The sequence below is a fragment of the Bradyrhizobium sp. 33ap4 genome (assembly GCF_032654765.1).
Lineage (GTDB): Bacteria > Pseudomonadota > Alphaproteobacteria > Rhizobiales > Xanthobacteraceae > Bradyrhizobium > Bradyrhizobium australafricanum.
Map to the genome: position 1 here is coordinate 83963 of NZ_JAUMTJ010000003.1, position 25959 is coordinate 109921.

The 25959-nt window shown below is 65.0% G+C and carries 24 protein-coding genes, 1 pseudogene and 1 riboswitch; of the genes and pseudogenes, 10 read left to right on the plus strand and 15 right to left on the minus strand.

Going from position 1 to position 25959, the window contains the following annotated elements:
• The first annotated feature begins 15 nt into the window (after nt 1-15).
• Together Q2M23_RS03295 and Q2M23_RS03300 are read left to right on the plus strand one after the other, a co-directional pair.
• A complete protein-coding gene (locus tag Q2M23_RS03295; RefSeq protein WP_076825392.1) occupies nt 16-675 on the plus strand; it encodes an SRPBCC family protein in 660 nt (219 codons plus the stop codon).
• A gap of 93 nt (nt 676-768) precedes the next feature.
• Nucleotides 769-1137, plus strand: a complete 369-nt coding sequence (locus Q2M23_RS03300) for an ArsR/SmtB family transcription factor (protein WP_246786912.1) — start codon at nt 769-771, stop codon at nt 1135-1137.
• 34 nt (nt 1138-1171) lie between these two features.
• On the opposite strand, the gene gltA is transcribed toward Q2M23_RS03300, so the two are convergent.
• Together gltA and gltX are read right to left on the minus strand one after the other, a co-directional pair.
• A complete protein-coding gene (gene gltA / locus Q2M23_RS03305) occupies nt 1172-2473 on the minus strand; it encodes a citrate synthase (protein ID WP_028339667.1) in 1302 nt (433 codons plus the stop codon).
• A gap of 160 nt (nt 2474-2633) precedes the next feature.
• Nucleotides 2634-4055 (minus strand): glutamate--tRNA ligase, encoded by a 1422-nt coding sequence (gene gltX / locus Q2M23_RS03310; protein WP_028334021.1) that lies wholly within the window; start codon nt 4053-4055, stop codon nt 2634-2636.
• A 189-nt stretch (nt 4056-4244) separates the two neighbouring features.
• On the opposite strand from gltX, the gene Q2M23_RS03315 reads away from it, so the two are divergent.
• The 3 genes from Q2M23_RS03315 (at nt 4245) to Q2M23_RS03325 (ending at nt 7005) form a co-directional block, all read left to right on the plus strand.
• Nucleotides 4245-5924 carry a glutamine--tRNA ligase/YqeY domain fusion protein gene (locus Q2M23_RS03315; RefSeq protein WP_076825395.1) on the plus strand — a complete coding sequence of 560 codons (1680 nt, stop codon included), beginning with the start codon at nt 4245-4247 and terminating at the stop codon, nt 5922-5924.
• A gap of 45 nt (nt 5925-5969) precedes the next feature.
• Nucleotides 5970-6356: a YybH family protein gene (locus tag Q2M23_RS03320; RefSeq protein ID WP_076825397.1), complete on the plus strand. Its 387-nt coding sequence runs from the start codon at nt 5970-5972 to the stop codon at nt 6354-6356.
• Nucleotides 6357-6642: 286 nt separating this feature from the next.
• Nucleotides 6643-7005, plus strand: a complete 363-nt coding sequence (locus tag Q2M23_RS03325) for an SPW repeat protein (protein WP_076825399.1) — start codon at nt 6643-6645, stop codon at nt 7003-7005.
• Between the two features lie 333 nt (nt 7006-7338).
• Here Q2M23_RS03325 and Q2M23_RS03330 read toward each other — a convergent pair whose 3' ends face one another.
• Nucleotides 7339-8667 (minus strand): MFS transporter, encoded by a 1329-nt coding sequence (locus Q2M23_RS03330; protein WP_057016507.1) that lies wholly within the window; start codon nt 8665-8667, stop codon nt 7339-7341.
• Between the two features lie 429 nt (nt 8668-9096).
• On the opposite strand from Q2M23_RS03330, the pseudogene Q2M23_RS03335 reads away from it, so the two are divergent.
• Nucleotides 9097-11377 (plus strand): annotated as a pseudogene (locus Q2M23_RS03335) (ComEC/Rec2 family competence protein).
• On the opposite strand, the gene Q2M23_RS03340 reads toward Q2M23_RS03335, so the two are convergent.
• From Q2M23_RS03340 to Q2M23_RS03390, 11 genes are all read right to left on the minus strand, one after another.
• A complete protein-coding gene (locus Q2M23_RS03340) occupies nt 11374-11601 on the minus strand; it encodes a hypothetical protein (protein WP_076825420.1) in 228 nt (75 codons plus the stop codon). The pseudogene Q2M23_RS03335 and the gene Q2M23_RS03340 sit on opposite strands and share 4 nt — an antisense overlap.
• 145 nt (nt 11602-11746) lie before the next feature.
• Complete coding sequence (locus Q2M23_RS03345) at nt 11747-12175, minus strand: hypothetical protein (protein WP_026192810.1); 429 nt, start codon at nt 12173-12175, stop codon at nt 11747-11749.
• A 256-nt stretch (nt 12176-12431) separates the two neighbouring features.
• Nucleotides 12432-13136: a transcriptional repressor LexA gene (gene lexA / locus Q2M23_RS03350; protein WP_016841600.1), complete on the minus strand. Its 705-nt coding sequence runs from the start codon at nt 13134-13136 to the stop codon at nt 12432-12434.
• A 243-nt stretch (nt 13137-13379) separates the two neighbouring features.
• Nucleotides 13380-14591, minus strand: a complete 1212-nt coding sequence (glp, locus tag Q2M23_RS03355) for a gephyrin-like molybdotransferase Glp (RefSeq protein WP_076825422.1) — start codon at nt 14589-14591, stop codon at nt 13380-13382.
• Between the two features lie 26 nt (nt 14592-14617).
• The gene (locus tag Q2M23_RS03360; RefSeq protein ID WP_076825423.1) at nt 14618-15244 is read right to left on the minus strand and encodes an HAD family hydrolase; all 627 of its coding nucleotides are present in this window, start codon (nt 15242-15244) and stop codon (nt 14618-14620) included.
• A 436-nt stretch (nt 15245-15680) separates the two neighbouring features.
• A complete protein-coding gene (locus Q2M23_RS03365; protein ID WP_168855882.1) occupies nt 15681-15836 on the minus strand; it encodes a hypothetical protein in 156 nt (51 codons plus the stop codon).
• Between the two features lie 87 nt (nt 15837-15923).
• On the minus strand, nt 15924-17195 hold the full coding sequence (gene glyA / locus Q2M23_RS03370) for a serine hydroxymethyltransferase (protein WP_253639768.1): 1272 nt from the start codon (nt 17193-17195) through the stop codon (nt 15924-15926).
• 36 nt (nt 17196-17231) lie between these two features.
• Nucleotides 17232-17317: riboswitch (ZMP/ZTP riboswitch) on the minus strand.
• A gap of 289 nt (nt 17318-17606) precedes the next feature.
• Nucleotides 17607-18053, minus strand: coding sequence for a YybH family protein (locus tag Q2M23_RS03375; RefSeq protein ID WP_076825427.1), 447 nt, complete (start codon nt 18051-18053; stop codon nt 17607-17609).
• A 101-nt stretch (nt 18054-18154) separates the two neighbouring features.
• Nucleotides 18155-18847 (minus strand): winged helix-turn-helix transcriptional regulator, encoded by a 693-nt coding sequence (locus tag Q2M23_RS03380; RefSeq protein WP_076825429.1) that lies wholly within the window; start codon nt 18845-18847, stop codon nt 18155-18157.
• A 210-nt stretch (nt 18848-19057) separates the two neighbouring features.
• Nucleotides 19058-19720 (minus strand): response regulator transcription factor, encoded by a 663-nt coding sequence (locus Q2M23_RS03385; protein ID WP_028334034.1) that lies wholly within the window; start codon nt 19718-19720, stop codon nt 19058-19060.
• On the minus strand, nt 19717-21138 hold the full coding sequence (locus Q2M23_RS03390; RefSeq protein ID WP_316394376.1) for a sensor histidine kinase: 1422 nt from the start codon (nt 21136-21138) through the stop codon (nt 19717-19719). Before Q2M23_RS03390 ends, Q2M23_RS03385 begins: the two co-directional genes overlap by 4 nt.
• Before the next feature lie 236 nt (nt 21139-21374).
• Between Q2M23_RS03390 and Q2M23_RS03395 the strand changes: the two genes are divergently transcribed.
• The 3 genes from Q2M23_RS03395 (at nt 21375) to Q2M23_RS03405 (ending at nt 23924) form a co-directional block, all read left to right on the plus strand.
• On the plus strand, nt 21375-22310 hold the full coding sequence (locus tag Q2M23_RS03395; protein ID WP_310884643.1) for a DUF3280 domain-containing protein: 936 nt from the start codon (nt 21375-21377) through the stop codon (nt 22308-22310).
• A gap of 137 nt (nt 22311-22447) precedes the next feature.
• On the plus strand, nt 22448-23359 hold the full coding sequence (locus Q2M23_RS03400; RefSeq protein ID WP_316394215.1) for an amino acid ABC transporter substrate-binding protein: 912 nt from the start codon (nt 22448-22450) through the stop codon (nt 23357-23359).
• A 415-nt stretch (nt 23360-23774) separates the two neighbouring features.
• On the plus strand, nt 23775-23924 hold the full coding sequence (locus Q2M23_RS03405) for a hypothetical protein (RefSeq protein ID WP_018271828.1): 150 nt from the start codon (nt 23775-23777) through the stop codon (nt 23922-23924).
• 54 nt (nt 23925-23978) lie between these two features.
• Here Q2M23_RS03405 and Q2M23_RS43945 read toward each other — a convergent pair whose 3' ends face one another.
• Nucleotides 23979-24383, minus strand: coding sequence for a hypothetical protein (locus tag Q2M23_RS43945; RefSeq protein WP_076825434.1), 405 nt, complete (start codon nt 24381-24383; stop codon nt 23979-23981).
• Nucleotides 24384-24617: 234 nt separating this feature from the next.
• Here Q2M23_RS43945 and Q2M23_RS03415 point away from each other — a divergent pair, with 234 nt between their 5' ends.
• Entirely contained in the window at nt 24618-25811 is a 1194-nt protein-coding gene (locus Q2M23_RS03415) for an NADH:flavin oxidoreductase/NADH oxidase (RefSeq protein ID WP_253639771.1), read from the plus strand.
• Nucleotides 25812-25959 lie beyond the last annotated feature (148 nt).

The following is a 25959-nucleotide window of genomic DNA, read 5'->3' on the forward strand; positions in this document are numbered from 1 at the left end:
AGGACGGAGCATGCCATGAAGATCGACCCGGTCGCCTATCTCGGAGCCGTCATTCGCGAAGTCGCCTTCCGGGAACGCGACGGCAAGCCGGCCCGGGCGGTGATCGCGACCCGCAGCTACGACACCGACATTGCCGATCTCTGGGATGTGCTGACCAACCCCGAACGCATTCCGCGCTGGTTCCTGCCGATCTCGGGCGACCTGAGGCTTGGCGGCCGCTATCAGTTCCAGGGCCATGCGGGCGGCGAGATCACGACGTGTGAGCCACCGCGCCGGCTTGCCGTCACGTGGGAGTCCATGGGCACGGTCAGCTGGGTTAGCGTCACGCTGGCCGAGAATGGCCCGGACGCCACGCGCCTGGAATTGGAACACCTCTCGGTGATCGAGGGCGACTTCTGGGACCGCTACGGGGCCGGTGCGGTCGGCGTCGGCTGGGATCTCGCGCTGCTAGGGCTCGCGCTCTATCTGGCCATGCCGCCCGGCGAGGAATTCGACCGCGCCGCCGCGTCCGCCTGGCCAGCCACCGGCGACGGCAAGGAATTCATCCGCCGCGCCAGCGAGGACTGGTGCAGGGCCTCGATCGCGGCGGGCACCGAGGAGGCTGCGGCGCGCAGATCGGCCGCAAACACCACGGCGGCCTATTGCGGCGAGCCGGAGCCGGGGAGCGGAGGCTAGAGCATGATCCGGAAAAGTGTGAAGCGGTTTTCCCTCGCGACAAACGCGAAGCGTTTGCGCGGAGATCATGCTCAAACGAAGAGCTAAAGCGGGATGACGATGCAGTCTCATCGCGCTTTAGCGACCTTGCACGCCTTCGACATCCTCGGCGATCCCGTCCGCCGGCGCATCCTGGAACTGCTTGCGACCGGCGAGCACAGTTCGGGCGACGTCGTTGCGGTCGTGCAGCGCGAGTTCGGCATCACCCAGTCGGCGGTGTCGCAGCAGCTGCGGATCTTGCGGGACGCCGGTTTCGCGTCGGTGCGTGCCGAGGGCACGCGCCGCATCTATGCGGTCGAGCCGGCGCGGCTGCGCGAGGTCGACGACTGGCTCGACCGGTTCAGGGCGTTCTGGCTGCCGCGCCTTGACGCGATCGCGACCGAAGTTGCGCGGGGCAAACGAAAACGGCGCCATCAGGAATGATGGCGCCGTCCCGGATTCTCTTCAGCGATGCAGCTTACTTGCGCTTGTCGATCTGCACATAGTCGCGGCGTGCGACGCCGGTGTAGAGCTGGCGCGGACGGCCGATCTTCTGCTGCGGATCCTCGATCATCTCGCTCCACTGGCTGATCCAGCCGACGGTGCGGGCGACCGCGAACAGCACGGTGAACATCGAGACCGGGAAGCCCATCGCCTTCAGCGTGATGCCCGAATAGAAGTCGACGTTCGGATAGAGCTTGCGATCGATGAAGTAGGGATCGCTGAGCGCGATCTTCTCGAGCTCCATCGCGACCTTGAGCATCGGATCGTCGCCGTGGCCGGTCTCCTTCAGCACCGCGTGACACATCTTCTGCATGATCTTGGCGCGCGGATCGTAGTTCTTGTAGACGCGGTGGCCGAAGCCCATCAGGCGAACTTCGCTGTTCTTGTCCTTCACCTTGGCGATGAAGTCCGGAATGTTTTCGACCTTGCCGATGCCGTAGAGCATGTTGAGCGCGGCCTCGTTGGCGCCGCCATGCGCCGGGCCCCACAGGCAGGCGATGCCTGCCGCGATGCAGGCGAACGGGTTGGCGCCCGACGAGCCGGCGATACGTACCGTCGAGGTCGAGGCGTTCTGCTCGTGGTCGGCGTGCAGGATGAAGATCTTGTCGAGCGCGTCGGCGAGCACCGGGTTGATCTTGTAGTCCTCGCAGGGGACCGCGAAGCACATGTTGAGGAAGTTCTCGGCAAACGAGAGCGAGTTCTTCGGATACACGAAGGGCTGGCCGACCGTGTACTTGTAGGCCATCGCCGCCAGCGTCGGCACCTTCGCGATCATCCGCATCGAGGCGATCATGCGCTGACGCGGATCGTTGATGTCGGTGGAGTCGTGATAGAACGCGGCGAGCGCGCCGACGGCGGCGACCATGATCGCCATCGGATGAGCGTCGCGGCGGAAGCCCTGGAAGAACCGCGCCATCTGCTCATGCACCATCGTGTGATGGATCACGCGATGGTCGAAGTCCTTCTTCTGCGCCGGGGTCGGAAGATCCCCGTACAGCAGCAGGTAGCAGGTCTCGAGGAAGTCGCCGTGCTCGGCGAGCTGCTCGATCGGATAGCCACGGTACTCGAGCACGCCGGCGTCGCCGTCGATGTAGGTGATCTTCGACTGGCAGCTGCCGGTCGAGGTGAAGCCGGGGTCGTAGGTGAACACCCCGGCCTGGCCGTAGAGCTTGGCGATGTCGATGACATCAGGCCCAACCGTGCCGCTCAGGATCGGGAAATCGTAGTTCTTGTTGCCGATGGTGAGTGTGGCTGTCTTGCTGGATTTTGCGTCCATCGTGATATCCCCGATGAATTCGTTGCGAAAACCGACCTTGCCCAGTCGCTAAATTGCGGCCCATGGCGGGGCGGAACGGCTTGTGGAGAAAGCGTCCGGGATTGGGTAGCTCATTGCCATGTGCGCTGCAAGATGGACCCTGGAGGGGGTCCATGCAGGATCACGCCGCCTGATCGGCGAGGCGGGCAAGGCACTCCTGGCGTCCCAGCACGGCCAGCACGTCGAATATGCCCGGCGACGTCGTGCGTCCCGTCAGTGCTACCCGCAGCGGCTGGGCGACGGCGCCGAGTTTCAGGTTGTTCTGCTCGGCGAAATTCCGCATCGCGGTCTCGGTGGTTTCCGCCGTCCAGTCGTTGACGGCTTCCAGCGCGGTGCGCAGGCGGCCGATCAACGCGCGCGTTTCCGGCGTCAGCAGCGCCACAGCTTTCGGATCGAGCGCGAGCGGACGATCGGCGAAGATGAAATAGGCGCCGGCGATCAGCTCGATCAGCGTCTTGGCGCGCTCCTTCAGGCTCGGCATCGCCCGCAGCAATTGCGCGCGGGTGGTGTCGTTGAGCTTGGCCTTCAGCGCGGCACCCTCGGGAACATAATCCAGCACGCTCTCGAACTGGGTCACGAGGGATTGATCGTCGCTCTGCCGGATATAGTGGCCGTTGAGGTTCTCCAGCTTGGCGAAATCAAACCGCGCCGCAGAGCGGCCGATGCCCGAGAGGTCGAACGCGTCGATCATCTCCTGGGTCGAGAAGATCTCCTGATCGCCATGGCTCCAGCCGAGCCGGACCAGGTAGTTGCGCAAGGCGGCCGGCAGGTAGCCGAGCGCGCGGTAGGCGTCGACGCCGAGCGCGCCATGGCGCTTCGACAGTTTCGAGCCGTCGGGACCGTGGATCAGCGGAATGTGGGACATGCTCGGCAGTTCCCACTCCAGCGCGTCGTAGATCTGCTTCTGACGCGCGGCGTTGATCAGGTGGTCGTCGCCACGGATGATGTGAGTGACGCCCATATCGTGGTCGTCGACCACGACCGCGAGCATGTAGGTCGGGGTGCCGTCGCCGCGCAGCAGGACGAGGTCGTCGAGGTTCTCGTTCTGCCAGACCACGCGGCCCTGCACCTGGTCCTCGATCACGGTTTCGCCGGTCTGCGGCGCCTTGAGGCGGATGGTCGGCTTGATGCCGTCGGGCGCGGTGGCCGGATCGCGGTCGCGCCACATGCCGTCATAGAGGCGGGTGCGGCCCTCGGCGCGCGCCTTCTCGCGCATCGCGGTGAGCTCTTCCGGCGAGGCATAGCAGTAATAGGCGCGCCCGGCGGCGAGCAGGCTCTCGGCGACCTCGCGATGGCGGGCAGCGCGGCTGAACTGGTAGATGACCTCGCCGTCCCAATCGAGCTCGAGCCACTTCAGGCCGTCCAGGATGGCGTCGATCGCCTCCTTGGTCGAGCGTTCGCGGTCGGTGTCCTCGATCCGGAGCAGCATCTTGCCGCCGAGCTTCCTGGCATAGAGCCAGTTGAACAGCGCGGTGCGGGCACCTCCGATATGGAGGAAGCCGGTCGGAGAGGGGGCGAAGCGGGTAACGACGGGTTTGGTCATGATCGAGCGAGACGTATGCTGAGACGGCGGTGGTGTATATCAGGAACCGGACATAACTAAACCCCCGGCTGACCTTTTGCCCACCAAACCAGGCCTCAAACCAGACTTGAAACCAGGCTTGAAACCAGACTTGGCCGGACGGCACGAATTTGGCAGAAGGTTGAGCTGACTCCTCCAGGGAACCCTTTGATGACGACTGACACGACGGCAGAGGCAGGGCGCGACTTCATCCGCGACATCGTCCAGGCCGATCTCTCCTCCCACAAGCACAACCGGATCGTGACCCGTTTCCCGCCGGAGCCGAACGGCTACCTGCATATCGGCCACGCCAAGTCGATCGCCCTGAATTTCGGCATCGCGCAGGAGTTCGGCGGCCAGTGCAATTTGCGCTTCGACGACACCAATCCGACCAAGGAGGAGCAGGAGTACATCGACTCCATCCAGGCCGACGTCCATTGGCTCGGCTATGACTGGGGAGCCAACCTGTTCTATGCGTCGGACTATTTCGAGCGCCTGTACGATTGGGCCGAGGGTCTGATCAAGGCCGGCTATGCCTATGTCGACGATCAGTCCCAGGAGGAAATCCGGCTGTCTCGCGGCACGCTGACCGAGCCCGGCAAGAACTCGCCGTTCCGCGACCGCTCGGTCGAGGAGAACCTCGATCTGTTCCGCCGCATGAAGGCCGGTGAGTTCTCGAACGGCGCCCGCGTGCTGCGCGCCAAGATCGACATGGCCGCCGGCAACATCAACCTGCGCGATCCGGTGCTCTACCGCATTCTGCACGCCCATCATCCGCGTACCGGCGACAAATGGTCGATCTATCCGAGCTACGACTACGCGCACGGCCAGTCGGACGCGATCGAGGGCATCACCCATTCGATCTGTACGCTGGAGTTCGAGGATCACCGCCCGCTCTATGAGTGGCTGCTCGACAAGCTGCCGGTGCCTTCGAAGCCGCGCCAGTACGAAATGGCACGGCTCAACCTGACCTATACGCTGCTGTCCAAGCGCGTGCTGACCCAGCTCGTCCGTGACGGCCACGTCTCGGGCTGGGACGATCCGCGCATGCCGACCATTGCCGGCTTGAAGCGGCGCGGCGTGCCGCCGGCCGCGGTGCGCGAATTCATCAAGCGCATCGGCGTCGCCAAGGCCAACAGCGTGGTCGATGTCGGGATGCTCGAATTCTGCATCCGCGAGGAGCTGAACCGCACGGCGCTGCGCCGGATGGCGGTGCTGCGGCCGCTCAAGGTGGTGATCGAGAATTATCCGGAAGGGCAGGTCGAGGAGATCGAGGCGATCAACCATCCCGACAATCCGGAAGCCGGCACCCGCAAGATCGCGTTCGGCCGCGAGCTCTATATCGAGCGCGACGACTTCATGGAGAATCCGCCGAAGAAGTTCTACCGCCTCTCGCCCGGCAACGAGGTGCGGCTGCGCTATGCCTACTTCATCAAGTGCACCGGCGTGGTGAAGAACGACGCCGGCGAGATCGTCGAACTCCGCGCGACCTACGATCCCCTAACCAAGGGCGGCAATGCGCCCGACGGCCGCAAGGTCAAGGCGACGATGCACTGGTTGCCGGCGGCGCAGTCGAAGCCTGCGGAGATCCGTATCTACAACCAGCTGTTCGCCAATCCGAGCCCGAACGCGGCCGATTTCGCCGCCGACCTCAATCCGCAGTCGCTCGAAGTGCTGAAGGATGCGCGCGTCGAGCCGGCGATCGCCGAGAGCAATTCGCCCGATCCGGTGCAGTTCGAGCGGCAGGGCTATTTCGTGCGCGACGCGGATTCGACGCCGGACCGGCTGGTGTTCAACCGCACCATCGGCCTGCGCGACACCTTCGCCAAGGAAGTCGGCGGCAAGGGCTAGCCGAGAGGAAGCGCGTCCCGAGCGGACAAGCGGACGGGGGGATCGATGCCTGATGAATCCGACGAGATTGCCTCCGCCATCATCGCCAGATGGTCGGCGGGTTTCAGCAGGCTCGATGCGAATGCGTTAAGCGCGCTCTATTCGAAGAGCGCGTTCTTCTTCGGCTCGAACCCGACGCTGTATCGCGGCCGCGACGGCGTCAAAGCCTACTTTGACGGTCTGCCGCGCTGGCACGCGCCGCGTGTTCAGTTCAGCGATGTCAGGGCAGAACGGGTCAACGCCGATCTCGTCAACATGGCGGGCATCGCGTCATTCGTCCTCGACGGCGATGCGCCCTCGCTCGCCGTCAAGATCACCTGGGTGATCGCGCGCGAGGACGGCGACTGGAAGATCGTCTGCCACCACGTCTCGTCGCAGACGCCGCTGATCTAGGCTCAGCGCTGGAGCTGACGAAAAAGTCGAGGGCCGGCGGGCCCTCGTAGTCAGGGAGAGTGCGCGGGGCCGGGCGCCTCGCGGCTGCACCCAACTCGCAGGCTATCCGGATCGCGCTGCATTGCGAGGAGGGACCAAGGTCGTAGGCTGCGGAACGCGGCTTCCGGGCGCCCGGACGGCAGCAAGGTCGTCGGCTCGCGGATCAGCAGCGGCAACACATCGCAGGTCGGACAGATGCTTTTTTGTCCGCGCCGCACCATGTCTTCGGAAGAAGGAGGTGAGGATCATGCGCATTCAACACTGGCAGGATGCTGCCAGCCTGTTGGTAGGCGCCTGGCTGGTCGCATCGCCGTTTGCACTGGGCTTTTCCGGGGCAGCTCTCTGGATATCCATCGCGCTCGGATTGGGCGTCGTGCTGTTCGCCCTGGAGGCATTCATCATTCCGTCCTATCTGGAGGAATGGGGCGAGATGCTGATGGGGTTGGCTCTGGTGGTGGCACCCTGGACGTTCGGCTACCAGCAGGGATCGGTCACGACGAGCAGCGTGCTCGCCGGGGTCGTGGTGATCGTGCTCGCGTGCTGGGAGCTGACGATGGATCGTGATTTCGCCACCTGGTGGCACGATCGCTGGCATCACCGAGCTGGCTGAGAGGAAGCTGACTGAGACGCTGGCCTGACCGCCAACCAAAGGCGGCCGGAGCGGGGATTTGCGTGGCGCGGGATCCCCTCCATGCCGCTCCGACGTAACGCGGATGCAGGTTCTGCAGAGACATCTCGCCAGAGACGGCGGGTGTGGGACGATTCAGAAGCGTCGTCCCGCACTCGCTGGACGGCGGCCATGGCGCCTGCTGCAGGGTGAGAGCGCTTTCGAGCGACGTGGATAGCGGCTCGCGTAAGGAAAACGCGTCGAGACAAGCTTCGAGAGTCCCGTTCCGATCCCGTCGGAACGGAGCTGTAGTCGCCCGTCAGCAAGGCGACTCCGTCACGATGCGGCTTTCGCCTCGATCTGCTCCCAAATTCTGGTCTTGCGTGTTTCGGGCATGATGAAAACGGCGATCACGAAGCACACCGCGGGAACGACAATCGGGTAGATCAGCGCATAGCCGATGCTGCCGGTCGCCGCGAAGGCGGCTGATGTGATGAACGGCACCAATCCGCCGCCCCAACCATTGCCGATATGATACGGCACCGAGACCGAGGTGTACCTGATCCTGGCCGGGAAAAACTCCGCCAGGAACGCGCCGACCGGCCCGTACACCATCCCGACGTAGCAGACGAGGATGAAGATGATGAAGACGGCGACCGGATAGTTGATGTGTCCCGGTTGCGTGACCATGCCGAGCCACAGATACAGCGGATAGTAGGTGATCGCGGCAAGCAGCATTCCTCCGAGGATCACGGACTTGCGGCCGATCTGATCCGACAGCCAACCAAAGAAGATCAGGCTCGGCGTTGCGATCAACAATGCGGCTCCCACGATGTAGGCCGAGGTAACCGCATCGACCTTGGAGACCTGCTGCAGGAAGTACAGTGCCCAGAATTGACCACTGTACCAGACCACGCCCTGTCCAATCAGGACGACGATAGCGATCAGGATGTACTTGATGTTGGCGCTGAGGAAGGCTTCCCGCCAGGGATTCCTGGTCATCTGTCCCTGTGCCTTGATCTCCTGGAAAATCGGCGTCTCCTGGAGTTGCAGGCGGATGTAGATGGCGATGGCCACCAGCACGAACGAGACCAGGAACGGTACGCGCCACGCCCATTCGTCAAAGGCCTGATTGCCGGCCCAGGTTCGGGTCAGAACGATCACCGCCAGCGACACCACGATCCCGAGCGTCGGCGAGGTTTGTAGCCAGCCCGTGTAGTAGCCGCGGCTGTCGTCCGGAACATGCTCGGCGACGTAGGTGATGGCGCCGCCATATTCGCCGCCCAGGCAGAGACCCTGGATCATCCGCAAGCCGAACAGAACGAATGCGGCCGTCAGGCCAATCGACTGATAAGTTGGGATCAGTCCGATCGCTCCCGTTCCCAGGCCCATTCCGCTCAGCGTAATGAGGAATGTATATTTGCGGCCGACCCGATCGCCCATCCATCCGAACAGGAAGGCCCCCAGCGGGCGGATCAGGAATCCCGCAGTGAACAGCGCGATCGTGCTCAGCAGGGCTGCGACGGGGTGGGATTGCTCAAAGAACTTGACCGACAGAACGGCGGCCAGGCTGCCAAAAATATAAAAGTCGTACCATTCAATGATGTTTCCCACTGACGCAGCGACAATCACGCGGCGAAAATCGCTTGGTACTTGAATTGCCATGTGCTGCTCCTCTCAAAAGCAAACGCTACTCCTCGCGTTTTTCAGCGATCTATCCGCTCGCGGAGTGCGCGTGGTGCACGGCGTTACAGGCGAGATTTGCGCGTTCGTCCGCAACGCCTGATCTCAGGGGAGTTGTGGCCACCTGAGAGGAGCTCCAGCGGCCTTCAAGTGCCGCGAGCCGTCACTGCCTCATCCCTGTCTATTTGGGAGTGGAGGCATCAGGACAGTCTATTCCTAATGTGATCGGTATCTTAGTGAGACTTTCGGCTCGATCGATTTGACGCAGGCGGCAGCTGTGGCGCGGCGCGAGCTAGGCAAGGCGCAGGACGATCCAGGTACCCCGGGCGTTCCCGGTCCGTATTCTGCATCCGTTCCGCTGGGCGACGGGGCCATCCGCTAGCCTGCCGCCCGGCAGGGATCGCAGGCGGAATGGCGGAGCAGGGCACGACGCCGGGCGGCAAACGCGGCTACGCGGGGACGTGGCCGCCGCGCACGGCTGCGCCGGTCGGCGGCTTTCTCCCGGGCGCGCGCCGGGATCTGGAAGCCTCTCGTCGAGACATTGCGGCAATGGGCGCGCGCGGAGGCGGGGGCGGGCCGCCTGTTGCCCTGGGTGCCGGTGGCGTTCGGCACCGGCATCGCGTTCTATTTCGCGGCCGAGCACGAGCCGGTGCTGTCGGTCGCGGCCACCGCCGCAATCCTGCTCTGCCTGCTGGCGCTGCTGCTGCGGCGGCGCAGCGTGTTTCCCGTCATCGTGATGCTGGCCGCGGTCGCCGCGGGCTTTGCGACGGCGACCTGGAAGACGGCGCGCGTCGCTCACACGGTGCTGGCGCGGCCGATGTTCTCGGTGGCGCTGACCGGCTTCGTCGAGACGCGCGACATCCGCGAGAAGACCGATCGTTTCGTGCTGCGTGTGGTTTCGATGGAGAGCCCGCGCGACATGACGAAGCTCGATCGGGTCCGGCTCTCGGTGAAGAAGGGCACCGCGCCCGATGTCGGCAGCTTCGTTGAATTGAAGGCACGGCTGATGCCGCCGCTCGGGCCACAGCGCCCGGGCTCCTATGATTTCGGCCGCGACCTGTATTTCCAGGGCATCGGCGCCTCCGGCTTCGTGATGGGCGCCGTCAAGACCAGGGAGCCGCCTGCGACCGGCGGCTTTGCGCTGCGCTACGCCGCCTTCATGCAGGGCCTGCGCGACACCATCGACGCGCGGATTCGCACCACGCTCGACGGCGACCAGCGCGCGATCGCGACCGCCTTGCTCACCGGCCGGCGCGATGCGATCTCGTCGCCGGTCAACGATGCGATGTTCATCTCGGGACTCGGCCACGTGCTGTCGATCTCCGGCTACCACATGGCCGTGGTCGCCGGCGTCGTGTTTTTCGCGGTGCGCGCGCTGCTCGCGCTGTTTCCGGCGCTGACGGCGGCGCATCCGATCAAGAAATGGGCGGCGGCGGCCGCGCTGGTCGCCGCCGCATTCTATCTTCTGCTGTCGGGCGCGGAGGTCGCGACCCAGCGGTCATTCTTCATGACCGCCGTGGTGCTGCTCGCCGTGATCGTCGACCGCCGGGCCATCACCTTTCGCACGCTGGCGGTGGCAGCGCTGATCGTGCTCGCGATCGCGCCGGAGGCGCTGGTGCATTCCAGTTTCCAGATGTCGTTCGCCGCGACGCTCGGGCTGGTGGCGCTGGTGCAGATCGGGCTGCCGAACCTGCTGGCGTCGCCCGACCATTCGGCGACCGCGCGCGTCGCGCTGTGGGGCGGGCGCGAGCTCACGATGCTGATGCTGGCCTCGCTGGTGGCGGGGCTGGGGACGACGCCCTATGCCGCATTCCATTTCCACCGCGTGACGCCCTACGGGCTGCTCGCCAACCTCGCGGCGATGCCGGTGGTCTCGGCGGTCGTGATGCCGGCCGGCCTGCTGGGGCTCGTCGCCATGCCGTTCGGCTTCGACGGCGTGTTCTGGGCGATCATGGGTCTTGGCATCGACTGGATGATCCTGGTGACGCAATGGGGCGCCGCACTCCCGGGCGCGGTCGGCCGCATGGCGGCGTTCGGCATCGGGCCGCTGATCGCAGCGAGCGCCGGCATCATCCTGCTCGGGCTGCTGCGCACGCCGCTGCGCTGGTCAGGTGCGGTGCTGCTGCTGGTGGCCTCGGTCTGGGCGCTCAGGGTGCCGCAGCCGGACGTGCTGATCTCGGGCGACGGCCGCAATGTCGCGGTGCGTGGCGGTGATGGACGGCTGCATCTAATGCACAGCGCCAAGGATGCATTTTTGGTCAAGGAGTGGCTGGCGGCGGACGCCGACGCGCGCACCGCCACCGATGCGTCGCTCGGCGAGGGCGTCTCCTGCGATGCCAGCGGCTGCGTGACCCAGGGACCCGGCGGCGCCTTCGTCGCGCTGGCGACCCGGCCGGAGGCCCTAGTGGACGACTGCGAGCGCGCAGGCCTGATCGTGACGGCGCGGCCGGCGCCGCAGGGCTGCGCGGCATCGGTGATCGATGCCGAGCGGCTGCGCCGCCACGGCGCGCTGGTGCTGCGACGGAGCAGGGACGGCTACGTCGTCGATGCGGTCAAGCCCGGCGGGATCGACCGGCCGTGGTCGCCGGCGGTTCCCGGCGACGGCGAGAGCGAGACGACGCTACGCGCCCCCGCGCCGCGGCCTGCGGTGGATGCGACGCCGGCCGAGACCGATCTGCAGGGCGATGATTAGCCGTGGTCCGGCAAGGGCGCGCTCGGCAGCTCGAACAGGCCGAGATGGTATTCGTCGGAGTCGGGGCCGGCGTCGGGCTTCTTGACGAGAGTGAAGGAAGCCTCGGGAAATTGCTCCCAGACTTTCAGGTCGTCGGCCGTTACCGTCAGCCAACCGAACCGGAACATGTAGCGGCCCGGTTCCGTGACGCGTCCAGCCTTTTGCCATGTGACCTTATCGACCACCGCGCACGTCCTCCGTACCCGATGATGCGCCAAGGTGCCGGCCGACGCAAATCTCCTTCTGCGCCCCGGAAGCGGGAGTCCGGGGTCGCCCGAAATTGCTTAGGTCATCCGCCGCCGAACAGCTCATTCCACGGCGACGATGCGCTCAACCCAAAAACAGCGTTGCGAATGCGGAAGGCCGCCGCTCCACAACCTTCGGCTTCTGCTCGACCGGCGGATGCAGCGCCGGCAATTGCAGCACGCTGACGCGCTGTCCCTCGACCAGCTGGGTCACCAGCACATGGCTGCCGTCGGGGAATTCGACCGCATCATGATGCCGATCGGGCACGTCGGGCTCGACTTCGTTGAATACGCCGACGCGATAGTTCAGCGTCTTGGTCCAGATCCAGCGGCTGTCGTAGCGAACGTTCTCGGCGAAAGCGAGCTCGGTGCCCGGCAGCATGCAGACCGCGACAGTGGGGTCATTCTCCGAAGCAAAGCCGCGGGTCGACGTGCCGCGGAACGTCGTCGTGATCAGCGTCTCTCCGACAATGGCGGGGCGCGATGCCACGGCGTGCAGACTATAGTCACACATCGGATGGCTCCTCATTTCGAGGTAGCGACCCGTGCCTCTCCTTGAGGCATTAGGGCCTCTACCAGAGTGGACGATAGCGAACGAGCGTCTGCTCGTTTCTGGGCGATTGTACGACTGGTCCGAGATCGCTCCGATCACAAACACGCGACGCTGCGCGAGAGGTATCGGAGCGCATCGGGCAGGCCGTACGCTACACTATCATGCAAGGAACGATCCGACGTGTTGCTCGTTCCCGGCCGCCGCAAGTATTTGCAATTCAGTATTTGCGATAAAGGCCGATCAGCTTGCCCTGGATGCGGACCCGGTTCGGCGGCAGGATGCGCACTTCATAGGCGGTGTTGGCCGGCTCGAGCGCGATCGATGCGCCGCGGCGGCGGAAGCGCTTCAGGGTCGCTTCCTCCTCGTCGATCAGCGCCACCACGATGTCGCCGGTATTGGCGACGTCGTTGCGCTGGATCAGCGCCATGTCGCCGTCGAGGATGCCGGCATCGACCATCGAGTCGCCGCGTACCTCGAGCGCGTAGTGCTCGCCGGCGCCGAGCATGTCGGGCGGCACGCTGATGGTGTGGCTGCGGGTCTGCAGCGCCTCGATCGGCGTACCGGCGGCGATCCGGCCCATCACGGGGACCGCGACCGGACGGTTGCCGTCGTCCTCGGCAATCGGCGGCGTGCTGGCGCGCCGGCCGAGGGTGCCTTCGATGACGCTGGGCGTGAAGCCGCGGCGACCGTTGCCGCCGCCGGCCGAGAGTTCGGGCAGCTTGATGACCTCGATGGCGCGGGCGCGGTTCGGCAGACGGCGGATGAAGCCTCGCTCCTCCAGCGCAGTGATCAGGCGGTGGATACCGGACTTCGAGCGCAGGTCGAGCGCATCCTTCATCTCGTCGAAGGAGGGCGGTACGCCGGCCTCTTTCAGACGTTCATTGATGAAACGCAGTAGTTCGTACTGTTTGCGCGTGAGCATCTCGAGTATTCCCCCGGTTGATAGCGTCGTTCGATTCCGAGACTCTTCTGGTGGGGCCTGCAGGCCGGGCCTGACCTCAGGAGCATGTGCTCGATGCACCTGCTTCCATGCAGCTTCCCGAATGTAGACACCAGCACTCGAAACAAATCATGAACGGACACTATATGTTCGATATGTGTTCCGCAACCACTTAATTTCCGGTGAACGTGTCGGGCAACGCACAATCGGCGGGGCGCGAAAACCCTATTCGGGCAGTGTCAGGATCTCGCATTCGCTGCCTTCGACGGCCGCCGCCGCGAACGGCGGGCGCACGAGAAGTGCCCGTGCCGCAGCGAGATTCCCGAGCAACGACGAGTCCTGCTGCGTCACCGGCGTTGCGATCAACGTGCCGTCCTCGCGCGCTTCGAGCCGTGCACGCAGATAGTCCTCGCGCTGGTCGTTGGCGGCGAGGTCGCGGCCGAGCAGGGCGCTCGTGCGGCGATGATGAATCACTTTCCGGCCGCTCAGCGCCCGAATCAACGGCACCAGGAACAGGAAGGCGCAGACATAGGACGACACCGGATTGCCGGGCAGGCCGATCACCCTCATCGCGCCGAGCCGGCCATGCATCATCGGCTTGCCGGGCCGCATCGCAATCCGCCAGAACGTCATGTCGACGCCCTCGGCTTCCAGCGACCGCTTGACGAGATCGTGGTCGCCGACCGAGGCGCCGCCTGTCGTGATCAGGACATCGGCACCGGCCTCGCGCGCCCGGCGGATGCCCGCCGTGGTCGCCTCCACCGTGTCGGCGGCAACGCCGAGGTCGACGGTCTCGGCGCCCTCGGCGCGCGCCAGCGCCCGCAGCGCGTAGCCGTTGGAATAGACGATCTGGCCGGGGCCGGGCTGCGAGCCCGGCATCACCAGCTCGTCGCCGGTCGCCAGCACCGCGACCTTCGGGCGGCGGCGCACCGCAAGTCCCGGATAGTTCATGGCGGCCGCCAGCGACAGCGCGCGGTCGGACAGGCGGCTGCCGCCGGCGAGCAGCACCTCGCCCTCACGGAAGTCGACCCCAGCCGGGCGGATGTGCCGCCCGACGCTGGCGGCCTCCGTGATCGTGATGTGGTCGCCGTCGACGGCGGTGTCCTCCTGGATGATCACCGCGTCGGCGCCATTGGGGATCACGCCGCCGGTGAAGATCCGCACCGCCTCGCCGGCGCCGACCGTCCGGTCGAACGGCCGGCCGGCGGCGACTTCGCCGATCACCTTGAGCCGGGCCTTTAGATCAGCCGCATCGGCGGCGCGCACCGCATAGCCGTCCATCGCCGACATCGGCTGCGGCGGCTGGGTGCGGAGCGCCGCGAGGTCGTGCGCAAGCGTGCGGTGGTAGGCGGCATCGAGCGCGACCATCTCCTCCGGCAGCGGTTCGGCGCCGGCGAGGACGGCGGACAGGGCATCGGCAACCGGCATCAGGGCCACGCTCAGAGTTCCTCAATTCCTAGTCTTCAAATTCCAAGTGCGGTCAAAGCCCTTGCCACGTCATCCGTCGATGTCACGTGGATAGCATAAAGGCCGCGGGCCCGCGCACCTTCGATATTGGCGGCCAGGTCGTCGAAAAACAGGATCCGCGACGCCGGCACGCCGATGGCTTTTACCACATGATCATAGGCCTCGGCGTCGGGTTTGCGGAAGCCGATGCTCGAGGACAGGAAGACGTTGCGGAAATGGCTGAGCAGCTCGGCATGGGTGACCGAGAAATGCGCGACATGGGCCGGATTGGTGTTGGAGAAGGCGTAGAGCGGCATCCGCTTGGCGGCCGCCGCGAGCAGCGGGGCGATGCCCGGCATCTCGCCGGTGAAGATCGCATTCCAGCCTTCGAGGAACTGGGCGTCCGTGATGTTGATGCCGAGCGTCCGGCGCAGATTCTCGAAGAATGCCGCGTCGTCGATCCGGCCGATCTCATGATGCTTGAAACTGTCGTCGACGACAAAGCGCGTGGCGAGCTCGGCGGGCGCACACCCGGCATGCTGCGCCCAGTGCGCCATCACCTTGTCAAAGTTGATGTCGAGCACGACGCGGCCGATATCGAACAGCAGCACGTCGACGGAGTTGGGAGTGAATTGCGAGGTCATTGCATGAAACCGTGTACGAGAATTGCGGGCAGGCGGCAATGTCCTCGATTTCAGTGACCGGTGTGTGGATTGTACGTGGCGTTGCATCCATCGCGAGACTGTTCCCGCGCACACCACCGTCGTCCCGGCGAAGGCCGGGACCCATAACCACCGCATTTGATCAGGAACGGGATCGTGGCCCCAGCGTCGCGCAACAATTGAGATTGGGGTAAGGGGTCCCGGCCTTCGCCGGGACGACGGCGGGTGTCGTCGCTTGTGCGTCAAACATCCGCATTCTCGCGACATGTCTGTCCGAGCCTTGCTCTTCGTTTCACCCTATATTTTTGCTACGGGGCTTGGCTTGCCGCGTCGGGCAACTCAGTGGCACGCGCGCGCGCTTTCAGGGTACCAAGCGACTTGATACCTGCCGGCGGCTTGGTGCCCGCCGGCGTCGCTCTCACAGCCTGGACAGCGCCAAGCCGAGGTAACCGATCAGCGCACCGGTGCTGAGAATGATGACGACGAGCGCCTGTTCCGAGCGTGCTTGCAAGGTTTTCCGGGTCACGGCGTTGGACGCTCCGTCTTCGAGATCATGCGGTCCAACGAACAGCAACGATTTCCGTTCCGGTCCTTCCCCCGGGAACCTTCACGACCTGCCGAGTGACGCGACGGGCGCGGAACAGGAACGCAGGTCGGCCGCCTACGAGGGCGGCGCGATCCCCGGAACGGGGAAAGCGCGGCACATCTCGACGCTGATCGACCTCAGTCGCTTGACGACCGCTGCATCTCCCTTCGACCGGAGGGACTCCGCAATGAGTTCGGCGATCAGGCGCATTTCGGGCTCGCCCATGCCGCGCGTGGTCGCCGCCGGCGTCCCGAGGCGAATGCCGCTCGGCTTGAGCGGTGGATGCGGATCGTCGGGAATGATCTGCTTGTTTGCGGTGATCCCAACGGCGTCGAGGATGTTCTCGGCCGCGCTGCCGTCCACGCCGACGCTGGCCACGGTATCCACGACCATCATGTGATTGTCGGTTCCGCCGGTGATCAACGTCATGCCGCGTTCCATCAACGCTTCGGCTAGGACCTTCGCGTTGCGCATGACCAGCCTTGCATAGGCATGAAAATCGGACGTCGAAGCCTTCTTCAGCGTGACCGCGGTTCCGGCCACAACGTTCATGTGCGGACCTCCCTGCAATCCCGGGAACACCGACGCGTCTATCTTGCCGGCGAACTCCCGGCGACAAAGAACGATGCCGCCACGCGGCCCGCGAAGCGTCTTGTGCGATGTCGTCGTCATCACGTCGAAACCCGCATCGAGCGGATTGCGCAAGGCGTTGCCGGCGATCAGGCCGCCGTAATGGCTGACGTCGGCCATGGTCAGTGCACCCACTTCATCGGCGATGCTCTTGAAGGACGCATAATCCAGATCGCGCGGATAAGAGCTGTAGCCGCACAGCACCAGCTTCGGGCGGACGTGCCGGGCCATGGCGCGGAGCTCATCGAAATCGATGGCGCCGCCGTTTGACGGCTGCGTCTTGTAGCGGGCGAAGTTGAAGAGCCGCCCCATGTGCGACACCGGCGCGCCATGAGTGAGATGGCCGCCGTGTGAAAGGTCCATCGCCAAGATCGTATCGCCGGGCTGCAGCAGGCCGAGATACACGGCCTGGTTCATTGGCGACCCGGACAGAGGCTGAACGTTGGCATGTTCGGCGCGGAACAGCGCGCAAGCGCGCTGGCGGGCAAGGTTCTCTATCTGGTCGGTGAATTCCTGGCCGCCGTAATAGCGACGTCCCGGATAGCCCTCGGAATACTTGTTGGTGAACACCGATCCGAGCAGCTCGAGCACCTCGGGATAGGTGTAGTTCTCCGACGGAATCAGCTCGACGCCGTCTTGCTGGCGGCGCTCTTCGCCCTCGAGCGCAAGGGCAACTTCCGAATCGTTGAGATGGAGTTCATTGCGGAATGACGGCATGGTCCGGGCTCCCTAAGACGCTGGATCATCAGCTGAACGGGTTGCCCAGGCGAACGGCGTTGAAACCCTTCGCGCTTCACCGTGGTCAATTCCACGTAAGCTCGCCAGTCGCGCGAGGGACGAATGAGCCTGCGAGGCTCATCGCGAGCAGAAGGCTATCCAATCCCCGGCGGGCTCGCAAGGGTTGGTTGCTGGCGCCGCCGCGGGCCCAGCGTTGGGCGAGATCGAACATCTGGCGACAGCCACGGCAATGGCGACCAAACCGAGGGACGTCCGGCTTACCCAATGAACCGATGTCCCGATGATCAATGCCGTCTTCGGCTGAGGGCCAATAAGGTGCATGACCATCCGTCACTTGCGGGCCGTCAGGCTTGCGGGGTGGCTGACCGTGTGGCTGTGGCACCCGCGAATCTATTCCTTGACGAAGATATGAGACTTTATCTTCCACTGCCCGTCGGGTTGGCGTTCAAGCAGTCTCACGGTGCTGCCAGAAATTGGCGCCGCCTTCTCATTTATTACTAGCGTGGCCGTGAAATGCGAGGTGGTGTAGGCGTATTTTCCCATGGGCAACACATCGAGCAGCTCAACCTTGTGATCTCTGACGCTTCTTCCCCGCCCGGCAAAGAAATTACGGATTGCCAAAGGGCCGGTGACTGGCTGCGCACCAGGCGGCATCAATCTGGCGTCAGCGGCATACAACGGTAACAGGGCATCGAAGTCTGCGTTGTTGATGGCGGCATCCCATTTGGCAGCCGCCGAGGAAAGTTCGTCGGCAGGTGGGGCTGCCCCTGCGGGACTGACGCAAGTACAAGTAAAGATCAACAACAGGGTGCATGAAAGAAGAGAAGGGCGGCTCATCTTTGCCTCCTTTAGCTGAGATGCTTAGCGCGGGAGCGCATTCGCAAACGCTATAGCCGAGGCAAGCAGAACCACTAGTCCAGAAAGTGGACTGGATATCCTCAACTGGCTGAGACTCGATCTGCGGCCGCCGGCGCCTCATCGGCATATTTGCTGCGTGGGAACCAAGTCCGCATGCTGTTCACAAGATGCCTGGGACCGTCGATCTCGATTTTGCCGAGCTCACACGCCCGTAGCAGCGGCATCTCGTCTACGAAAATCTGCACGAGCGTCAGCAGACTCGCATAGAGGCTGATATCGACCTTGAAGCCGGGGTCATCCCAGCAAAGATCGGCTTCCTCCTTCTTCACAACAAACCACCAGCGCTTTGGCCGAGCGTCCGCAATCTCGATGTACAGAACGAAGTCGCATGGAATGTGCCTTAGATCGAACGAACGGCGCATATTCCACATGAGCCGGCCCGCGTGAAGTTCGTTGGGTGTGAGCTGGCTGCGAGCCCATTTGTGGCCCCAATAGCCCATTGCATCGATAATTGGCCTGGCTTCCCTGGCTGCCTGGGTTGGATGGTACTCCCAATGCCCGTTATCGCCTGATCTGCGTGAGATTAGCCCGGCTTCTTCTAGCGTTTGCAGGCGCTTGGAGAGGAGGGTCGGCGACATCTGCGGGATGCCGCGGCGAAGCTGGTTGAAGTGGTGGGACCCCAGCAACAGTTCGCGGAGCAGGAGCGGGGTCCACCGCTCCGTGAGAATTTCCGCAGCTTTGGCTACGGGGCAAAATGATCCATAGCCTTTCATGACGAGAACTTTAGCATCACGAGGGCCACCAAGGTAGTCCAGGTTCTGAACTATGTCCCAGACGAGCCAGCATCGAGGCTGTCCTGGAGGTCTGTTACGCGATTTTCTCGAGACTCGGCCATTCGACGATGCCGGCTCGATGTTCGGTTTGCCCGGAGGCAGATGCGGCTCGATTTGCCAGTACGCGGCCTGGCTGGTGCCACCGTGGGCTCAGCGTTCGCCGAGATCGATCTGCGTGAGGATGCCTTGCCGCAGCGCGAGGCGGACCAACTCGATATCGGTGCCGACGCCGAGCTTGTCCTTGATTAGGGAATGCAGGTTCGCGACCGTCTTGGGGCTGAGGTGCAGTGCCTCGGCGATCTCCTCGGTGGTGTTTTCCGCGAGCAGCATCCGCAGCACCTCGAATTCCCGCGCGGTCAGGAGGTCGGCCGCCTTGGTCTCGCCGGCAAGGTGGCTGAGCGCGAGCTCGTGGTCGATATCCGGGCTGATCGCGATCTTGCCCGACAGCGCATCCATCACGGCGTGCACCAGCGTCTCCGGCGGGCTGGTCTTGGTGACATAGCCGCTCGCGCCGGCGCGGATCGCCTGCACGGCAAAGGCCGCGTTCTGGTGCATGGTGAACACCAGGATTTTTGCGCGCCTGTCCCACTGCCGGAGGCGGCGAATGGCCTCGATGCCGCCGATGCCGGGCATCGACAGGTCCATGATGACGAGGTCGGGCCCGGTCTCCTTGTAGAGGCGGTAGGCCTCGACACCGTCGGAGGCTTCGGCGACGACGCAGAGGCCCGGCTGCTTCTGCAGCATCGCCCGGTAGCCCTCCCGGACGACGGCGTGGTCGTCGACCAGCATGATGGTGCGCGCCGCGTGGCTCATGCCGCGCGCTCCACCGGTGCGGCCTCTCGGCTGGCCGCGACGGGAACGATGACGCGGAGCGAGGAGCCGCTGGGCTGTCCGGTCTCGAAGCTGAGCCGCCCGCCCAGCGCGGCGACCCGTTCGCGCATGCCGAGCAGGCCGAGGCCGGACCTGAGCTGGGGATCGCCTTGCGGATCGCCGGGCTGGCCGTCATCGTCGATCGCGAGCACGATCGCGCTGTCGCCGCCGCCAGGCGGCGCCTCGCGCATCTCAAGCCGCAGCATGACGCGCGTGGCGCCGGCATGCTTGGCGGCGTTGGTGAGCGCCTCCTGCACGATGCGGTAGAGATTGGCGCTGACGGAGGCGACAAGGCGCTCGAACGATCCCGATATGGTGATCTCGAACCGTGGCTGTCCGCGGCTGCGGCCGTTCCAGCCGGCGACCAGGCCCTCGAGGCTGGCCGCAAGTCCGAGTTCGTCGACATCGGGCGGGCGGAGCCGGAAGAGGGCGCCGCGCAACGTCTCCATCATGGCGGTCGCGGTCCGCGCGATGCCGTCGCATTCGGCGAGCAAAGGCGGGCAATCCGCGGCCGCGGTTTGGCGCGCCGAGGCGGCGAGCGCACGGATTGCGGCCAGCGACTGCCCGAACTCGTCATGCAGCTCACGCGCGAGGTGCCGGCGCTCCTCGTCCTGCACCAGGATCAGTTTCTGCGTCAGCGCGTTGCGGTCGGAGAGCGCGGCGGCGAGGCGCTCGGCGAGCTGGTTGAAGACATCGCCGATCGCCGACAGTTCGGCGAGATCGAACGGCGGCAGGCGCGCGGCGAGGTCGCCTGCGGCGATCCGCTCGAGCCCGTCGCGGATCTGCCGCGTCGGACGCAGCGCGCGCGCCAGCGCCGCATAGACCAGGGCGCAGAGCAGCGGCAGCGCGATCATGAACACCGCCATCAGCCGGCCGGCATCGTGCCAGGCCTCGGCGGTCGGCACCGCCGGATCGATCCAGGCCACGGCCTCGCCGATGGCATTGCCGCGCGAAACCACCTGCCGCACCACCTCGCGGCAGGGATCGAACAGGCGGCGATAGAGCGCCGCGAAGGCCAGCGGCGGCGCGGCCGTGTCAGTCTGCGAGCCGCCGCAGAAGCGCTGGCTGATCTCGCCGCTATTGCTGCGAAAGGCGAGGCACAGTCCCGGCGTCATGACCGAGGCGGCAACGCTGTCGAGATCGGGAAATTCGGAGCGCGCATTGTTCAGCCACTGGATCTTGCTCTGCTGCAGCTCCAGCGTCTTGGCGGCGACATCGGCAACGGCCGCGATCCGCCCGCGCACCGAGCGGTCGGCCTCGATCAGGAAATAGCCGGAGATGACGGCAAAGCAGAGCGTCGAGACGATCGCCACGCGCAACGTCAACCGCAGTTTCAGATCGCTTCCGGACCAATTCCACATTGGCGTATCCTCAAGATCGAAGGCGGGCTTCGGCGCGCGATCGCGGGCAGGGTCGTCACGCACATTAAACGGCAGAACGGAGGCGCCGAGAAGCGCTGCCATAGCCGTTCTTCGGGCGCGGACCATCGTCGTGAAATTTTCCCGGCACCGGGCGGGAGGCACTCCGCTGCGGCGCGGAGGCCAGTTGGCCCAGGATGCGACCGACCCGCCCGCGCCAGCAGCTGAAAGGCCCAATCATGCACCAGTCGCGCCTCGTCTTGCTCGCCCTCGCGTTGACCGGCCTTCTGGCCAGACCTTGTCCGCCGCGCGCCGAGACCGGCACGGTGCCGGCATCCCACCTTGGCGTCAGCATCGATGATTTCAGCTACGTCGACACCTCGGGCGAGGTGATCGACCAGACCGCCGTGCACCAGAAGCGGCTCGACGCGTTCATGCGCGCGCTGCGCGCCGACGTCGCCGCGGAGCCGCGCTATCGCCTGGTGCCAGCAGCGGCGTCCGCAGGCGAGGCCCGGATCAAGGTGGTCGGCGGCGTGCAGAAGATGAGCACGCTGGTGCAGTGGGCCAAGGTGGCGGTCGTCGATGTCGAAGGGAGCCGCGTGCTGTACGAAAAGCTCTACACGTTTCGCGGCGACAATGACGACGCATGGGACCATGCGCGGATGTTCGTGTCGCGCGAGGTGCTCGGCGTGCTCGCGGCCGTGTTGCCGCCGGCACAGACCGCCACGGCTGCGCCGATCGGGCTTGCGGTGTTCGAGTTCGAGCTTGAGGACACCTCCGCGGCGCCGGCATCCGGCCTTGCCGACGCCGATGCGGCCTACCTCGCCGATGTGACCAAGGGCGTGCGTGACCGGCTTGCGCAGTCGGGCCGCTACCGCCTGGTCGATACCGGCGGCGCGACCGCCGAGCCCGTCAAGGCGCGTGCGCTGCGCGACTGCGACGGCTGCGAGGCCGCGATCGCGCAACAGCTCGGCGCAGATCAATCGCTGATCGGCGTGATCAGGCGGGTCAGCCGGACCGAATACACGATCGGCTTCCAGCTGCGCGACGCCCGCAGCGGCGCGGTCGTCTCACGCGGCGACAGCGGCCTGCGGATGGGCGCCGATTATTCCTGGACCCGTGGCGCGGTCCGCCTGGTCGGCGATCGCCTGCTCGAAGGTGGGGCGCAGCGCTAGGGATGCTTCGCGGCTGCGGCTGCAACTCTGGCAGGCGGACCATAGCAAAGTGCGATAGCTGCTAGACACACCGTCATCTGGCTCCGGGCTCATGCGTGCGCTATCACCGCCGCCTGATCACCGCACAGGAGCCGCCGATGCGTTTGCCCGCCATCTTCTTCGCCCTCACGCTCGCCGCAAGCCCCGCGGCGGCCGAGGAGCTGTCGGGCACGCTGCAGAAGATCAAGGAGACGAAGAAGGTCACGCTCGGCTTTCAGGAGGCTTCCGTTCCCTTCAGCTATCTCGACGACAATCAGCGGCCGATCGGCTTTGCGCTCGACATCTGCCTGAAGATCGTCGATGCCGTGAAGAAGGAGCTCGGCGTATCTGACATCGCCGTCGACTACCTCCCGGTGACCTCGTCGAACCGCATTCCGCTGATGGTCAACGGCACGATCGATCTGCATTGCTCGGCGACCACCAACAGCGCGGACCGCCAGAAGCAGGTGACCTTCACCAACACGCACTTTCTCAGCGCGACACGGTTTGCCGCCAAGAAATCCGCTGGCATCAACACGATCGACGACCTCAAGGGCAAGTCCGTCACCGCCGTTGCGGGCTCGGTGAACCTCACGCAGCTCATCAAGGTCAACACCGAACGCAAGCTCGGCATCAACGTTCTCCCGGCCAAGGACCAGGCCGAGGCGTTTTTGATGCTGGAGACCGATCGCGCCCAGGCCTACGCGCTCGACGATGTCCAGCTTGCGGTTGCGATCGCGCGGTCGAAGCAGCCTTCGCTCTACATGATCAGCGAGGAGGCGTTCTCGAAGGCAGAGCCGTTCGGCATCATGCTGCGCAGGGAGGACACCCCGTTCAAGGTGCTCGCCGACCGCGCCACGGCGGAACTCTACAAGAGCCCCGAGATCGAGGTCATGTACAGGAAGTGGCTGGAAGCGCCGACCCCGCCGAAAGGTATCAATTACAACGTCCCGATGTCGCCGGCGCTGCGCCACGCGTTCGCCCATCCGAGTTCGAGCTTCGATCCCGACGAGTACGAGGTCGGCAAGTAGCGTCACTTGCGGGTGTGCCAGCGCAAATCGATTGTGGTTCTCGGAAGCCGCTGCGCTCACCCCCGCGCCGAGCGGCAGTCCGGGTGCACCTCCAATGATTTATGGCCCCAGCGTGACGGCTGGGGCCGCAGGAGGTGGTGTGTGCCTCTGGGGCAATGAATCAGAGGACAACCACTGAACCGCACATCGATGACAATGTTCCAACAGGCTGCGGCCGGCCGTGCCATGCTGCCATGCAGACTGAGAAGCTTGCAGACCGCGCCAGGACCGTACCATCATGACGTCGGCCGGCCCGAATCGAATGCGGGCCTGGTGGACGTCTCCAGCGTCGGCCTTCGGCCCCAAAGGGTGCCGGGGTCACATTCCGTTTGCAGCTAATTTTTTCCGTTATGCCGATTGTTCTGCGGAGCCGACATTGAACCACGATGCATTGGCCAAGCTCACCGTCACCATCATTGTCCTGGTCGCGTTGCTGGTATGGCGCGTTGCCGACCAGAAGAAGTCGATTGAATGCGGCGCAAATTGCCCAACCGACCTCTCTGCGAGCCGGAAGGCCGCCCAATAGTATCTGAGCGACTCGATCCCGGTTCACGGCCGCCTGGTCAGCATGGCGCGTAGCCTAGCGCTTTGCGGGTGGGCCGCTCTTGTTGCCTGGTTGTCCCTTGATGTTCGACGAATCCTGTTCCTGGACATGCAGGTTCTGCGAGTTCGAGCCGACCGTGCCTTGCTTGGCGGGCGGCCCGCTCTTGTTGCCCGGCGCGCCGGCGATTCCGGTTCCGGAACTTTGAGCGCTCGGGGACGTCGTGGCGTTTGGGGAACCGGCGGCCGTGTCGGGGCGCCCCGGAGGCGTTGCGGCCGCGCCGGGCCTGTCCTGATCGCCGACATAGCCGGATTCACCGGAGTTGCGGGTCTTGGCACCCTTGTCGGCCTCGTTTTGCAGGTTCTGGGCAACCGCGTGTTGCGCCAGTATCGGGCTGGTTGCCATGGCACCGGCGATGAGCAGTGCGATTGTGCGGGTTCTCATGAGTGTCCCTCCTCTGGGTTGCCGGGGACAACACGTATCGCGATCATCATTTCCTATGCGCGCGAAAAATCGCCGCGAGGGAACAAGCATCGCGAACGTGCCGCGGCCGGCTACAGCGATCCGTTTGAGTGGTCGCACCGCGCCTCTATCGGCCATCGCGCGGCGCGTATATCGTCCGCGCCAAACACAAGATCGGTCCCGGCACGCCGGGTAACGACGCATAATGAGGACGCGATGTCCGACATGCTGCTGTTTTCGCCAATGACCATCCGCGGCGTCACGCTGAAGAACCGCATCGTGGTGCCGCCGATGCACCAATATTCCGCCGAGAAGGGCTTTCCGACCGACTGGCATCTGATGAATGCCGGCAAGTTCGCCGCCGGCGGCGCCGGTCTCGTGATCGTCGAATCGACCAAGGTCGAGCGGCGCGGCTGCGGCACGATCGGCGATCTCGGCATCTGGGACGACAAGTTCATCGCGCCGCTCAGTCGCCTCGTCGGCTTCATCAAGCAGCAGAACGCGGTCGCCGGCATCCAGCTCGGTCATTCCGGCCGCAAGGCGCGCGCAAGCCGGCCCTGGGAGGGGGATCGTCCGCTCGAACGCACCGCCGAGATCGAGGACTGGGATGCCTGGACGCCGGTGGCGCCGAGCGCGATCGCCCATAGCGAGCGCTGGCCGGTGCCGCGCGCGCTGGATACGCACGAGGTGAAGGACCTCGTCGCAGCCTGGGGGCAGGCGGCACGACGCGCCCATGCGGCAGGGTTCGAGGTGCTGGAACTGCACGGCGCCCATGGCTATCTCGTGCACGAATTCCTCTCCGGGCGCTCCAACCAGCGCAGCGACGAATATGGCGGCTCGGAAGCCAACCGGATGCGCTTCCTGATCGAGGTCACCGAGGCGGTGCGGGCGCACTGGCCGGATCACAAGCCGCTGTTCGTGCGGCTGTCGGTCGAGGACAACGCCGGCTGGGGCCCGGAGCAGAGCGCGCGGCTCGCCAGGATCCTGAAAGCGAAGGGGGTCGACGTGATCGATTGCTCATCGGGCGGAATCAGCGAGATGGCGCCGATCCTGGGCAAGGAGATCAAATACAATTATCAGGTGCCGCTCGCGGAATATGTCCGCGCCCATGCCGATATCATGACCATGGCGGTCGGCCTGATCATCCATGGAGACCAGGCCGAACAAATCCTGCGTGATAAACAAGCAGATTTGATCGCGGTCGGCCGGGAAATCCTCAATAACCCGAACTGGCCGATGGACGCCGCGCTCAAGCTCGGCGTCGAGGGGCCGTTCCGCAATGTTCCTCCGCAGTTCGGCTACTGGCTGGGCACGCGGGCCAAGCGCGGATTCGGCACCCAGCCGTCGACCTGGCAGAACGGGTTGCGGGAGACTGGGCCAAAGGCCGACGAAAGGCTGGCAGGGGGCTGACAAGAGGCCGATCCGGGCACCGTGACAGGACCGTAATGGTCCGGTGACAAGGCGGCCTTGATCCGACCAAAAAGCCGTTGTGTGGTGCCCCGCGTCGGGGTGGGGCCGAATGTTGCGAAACGTTGCCGGCCGTTAGCGAAGGGATCAC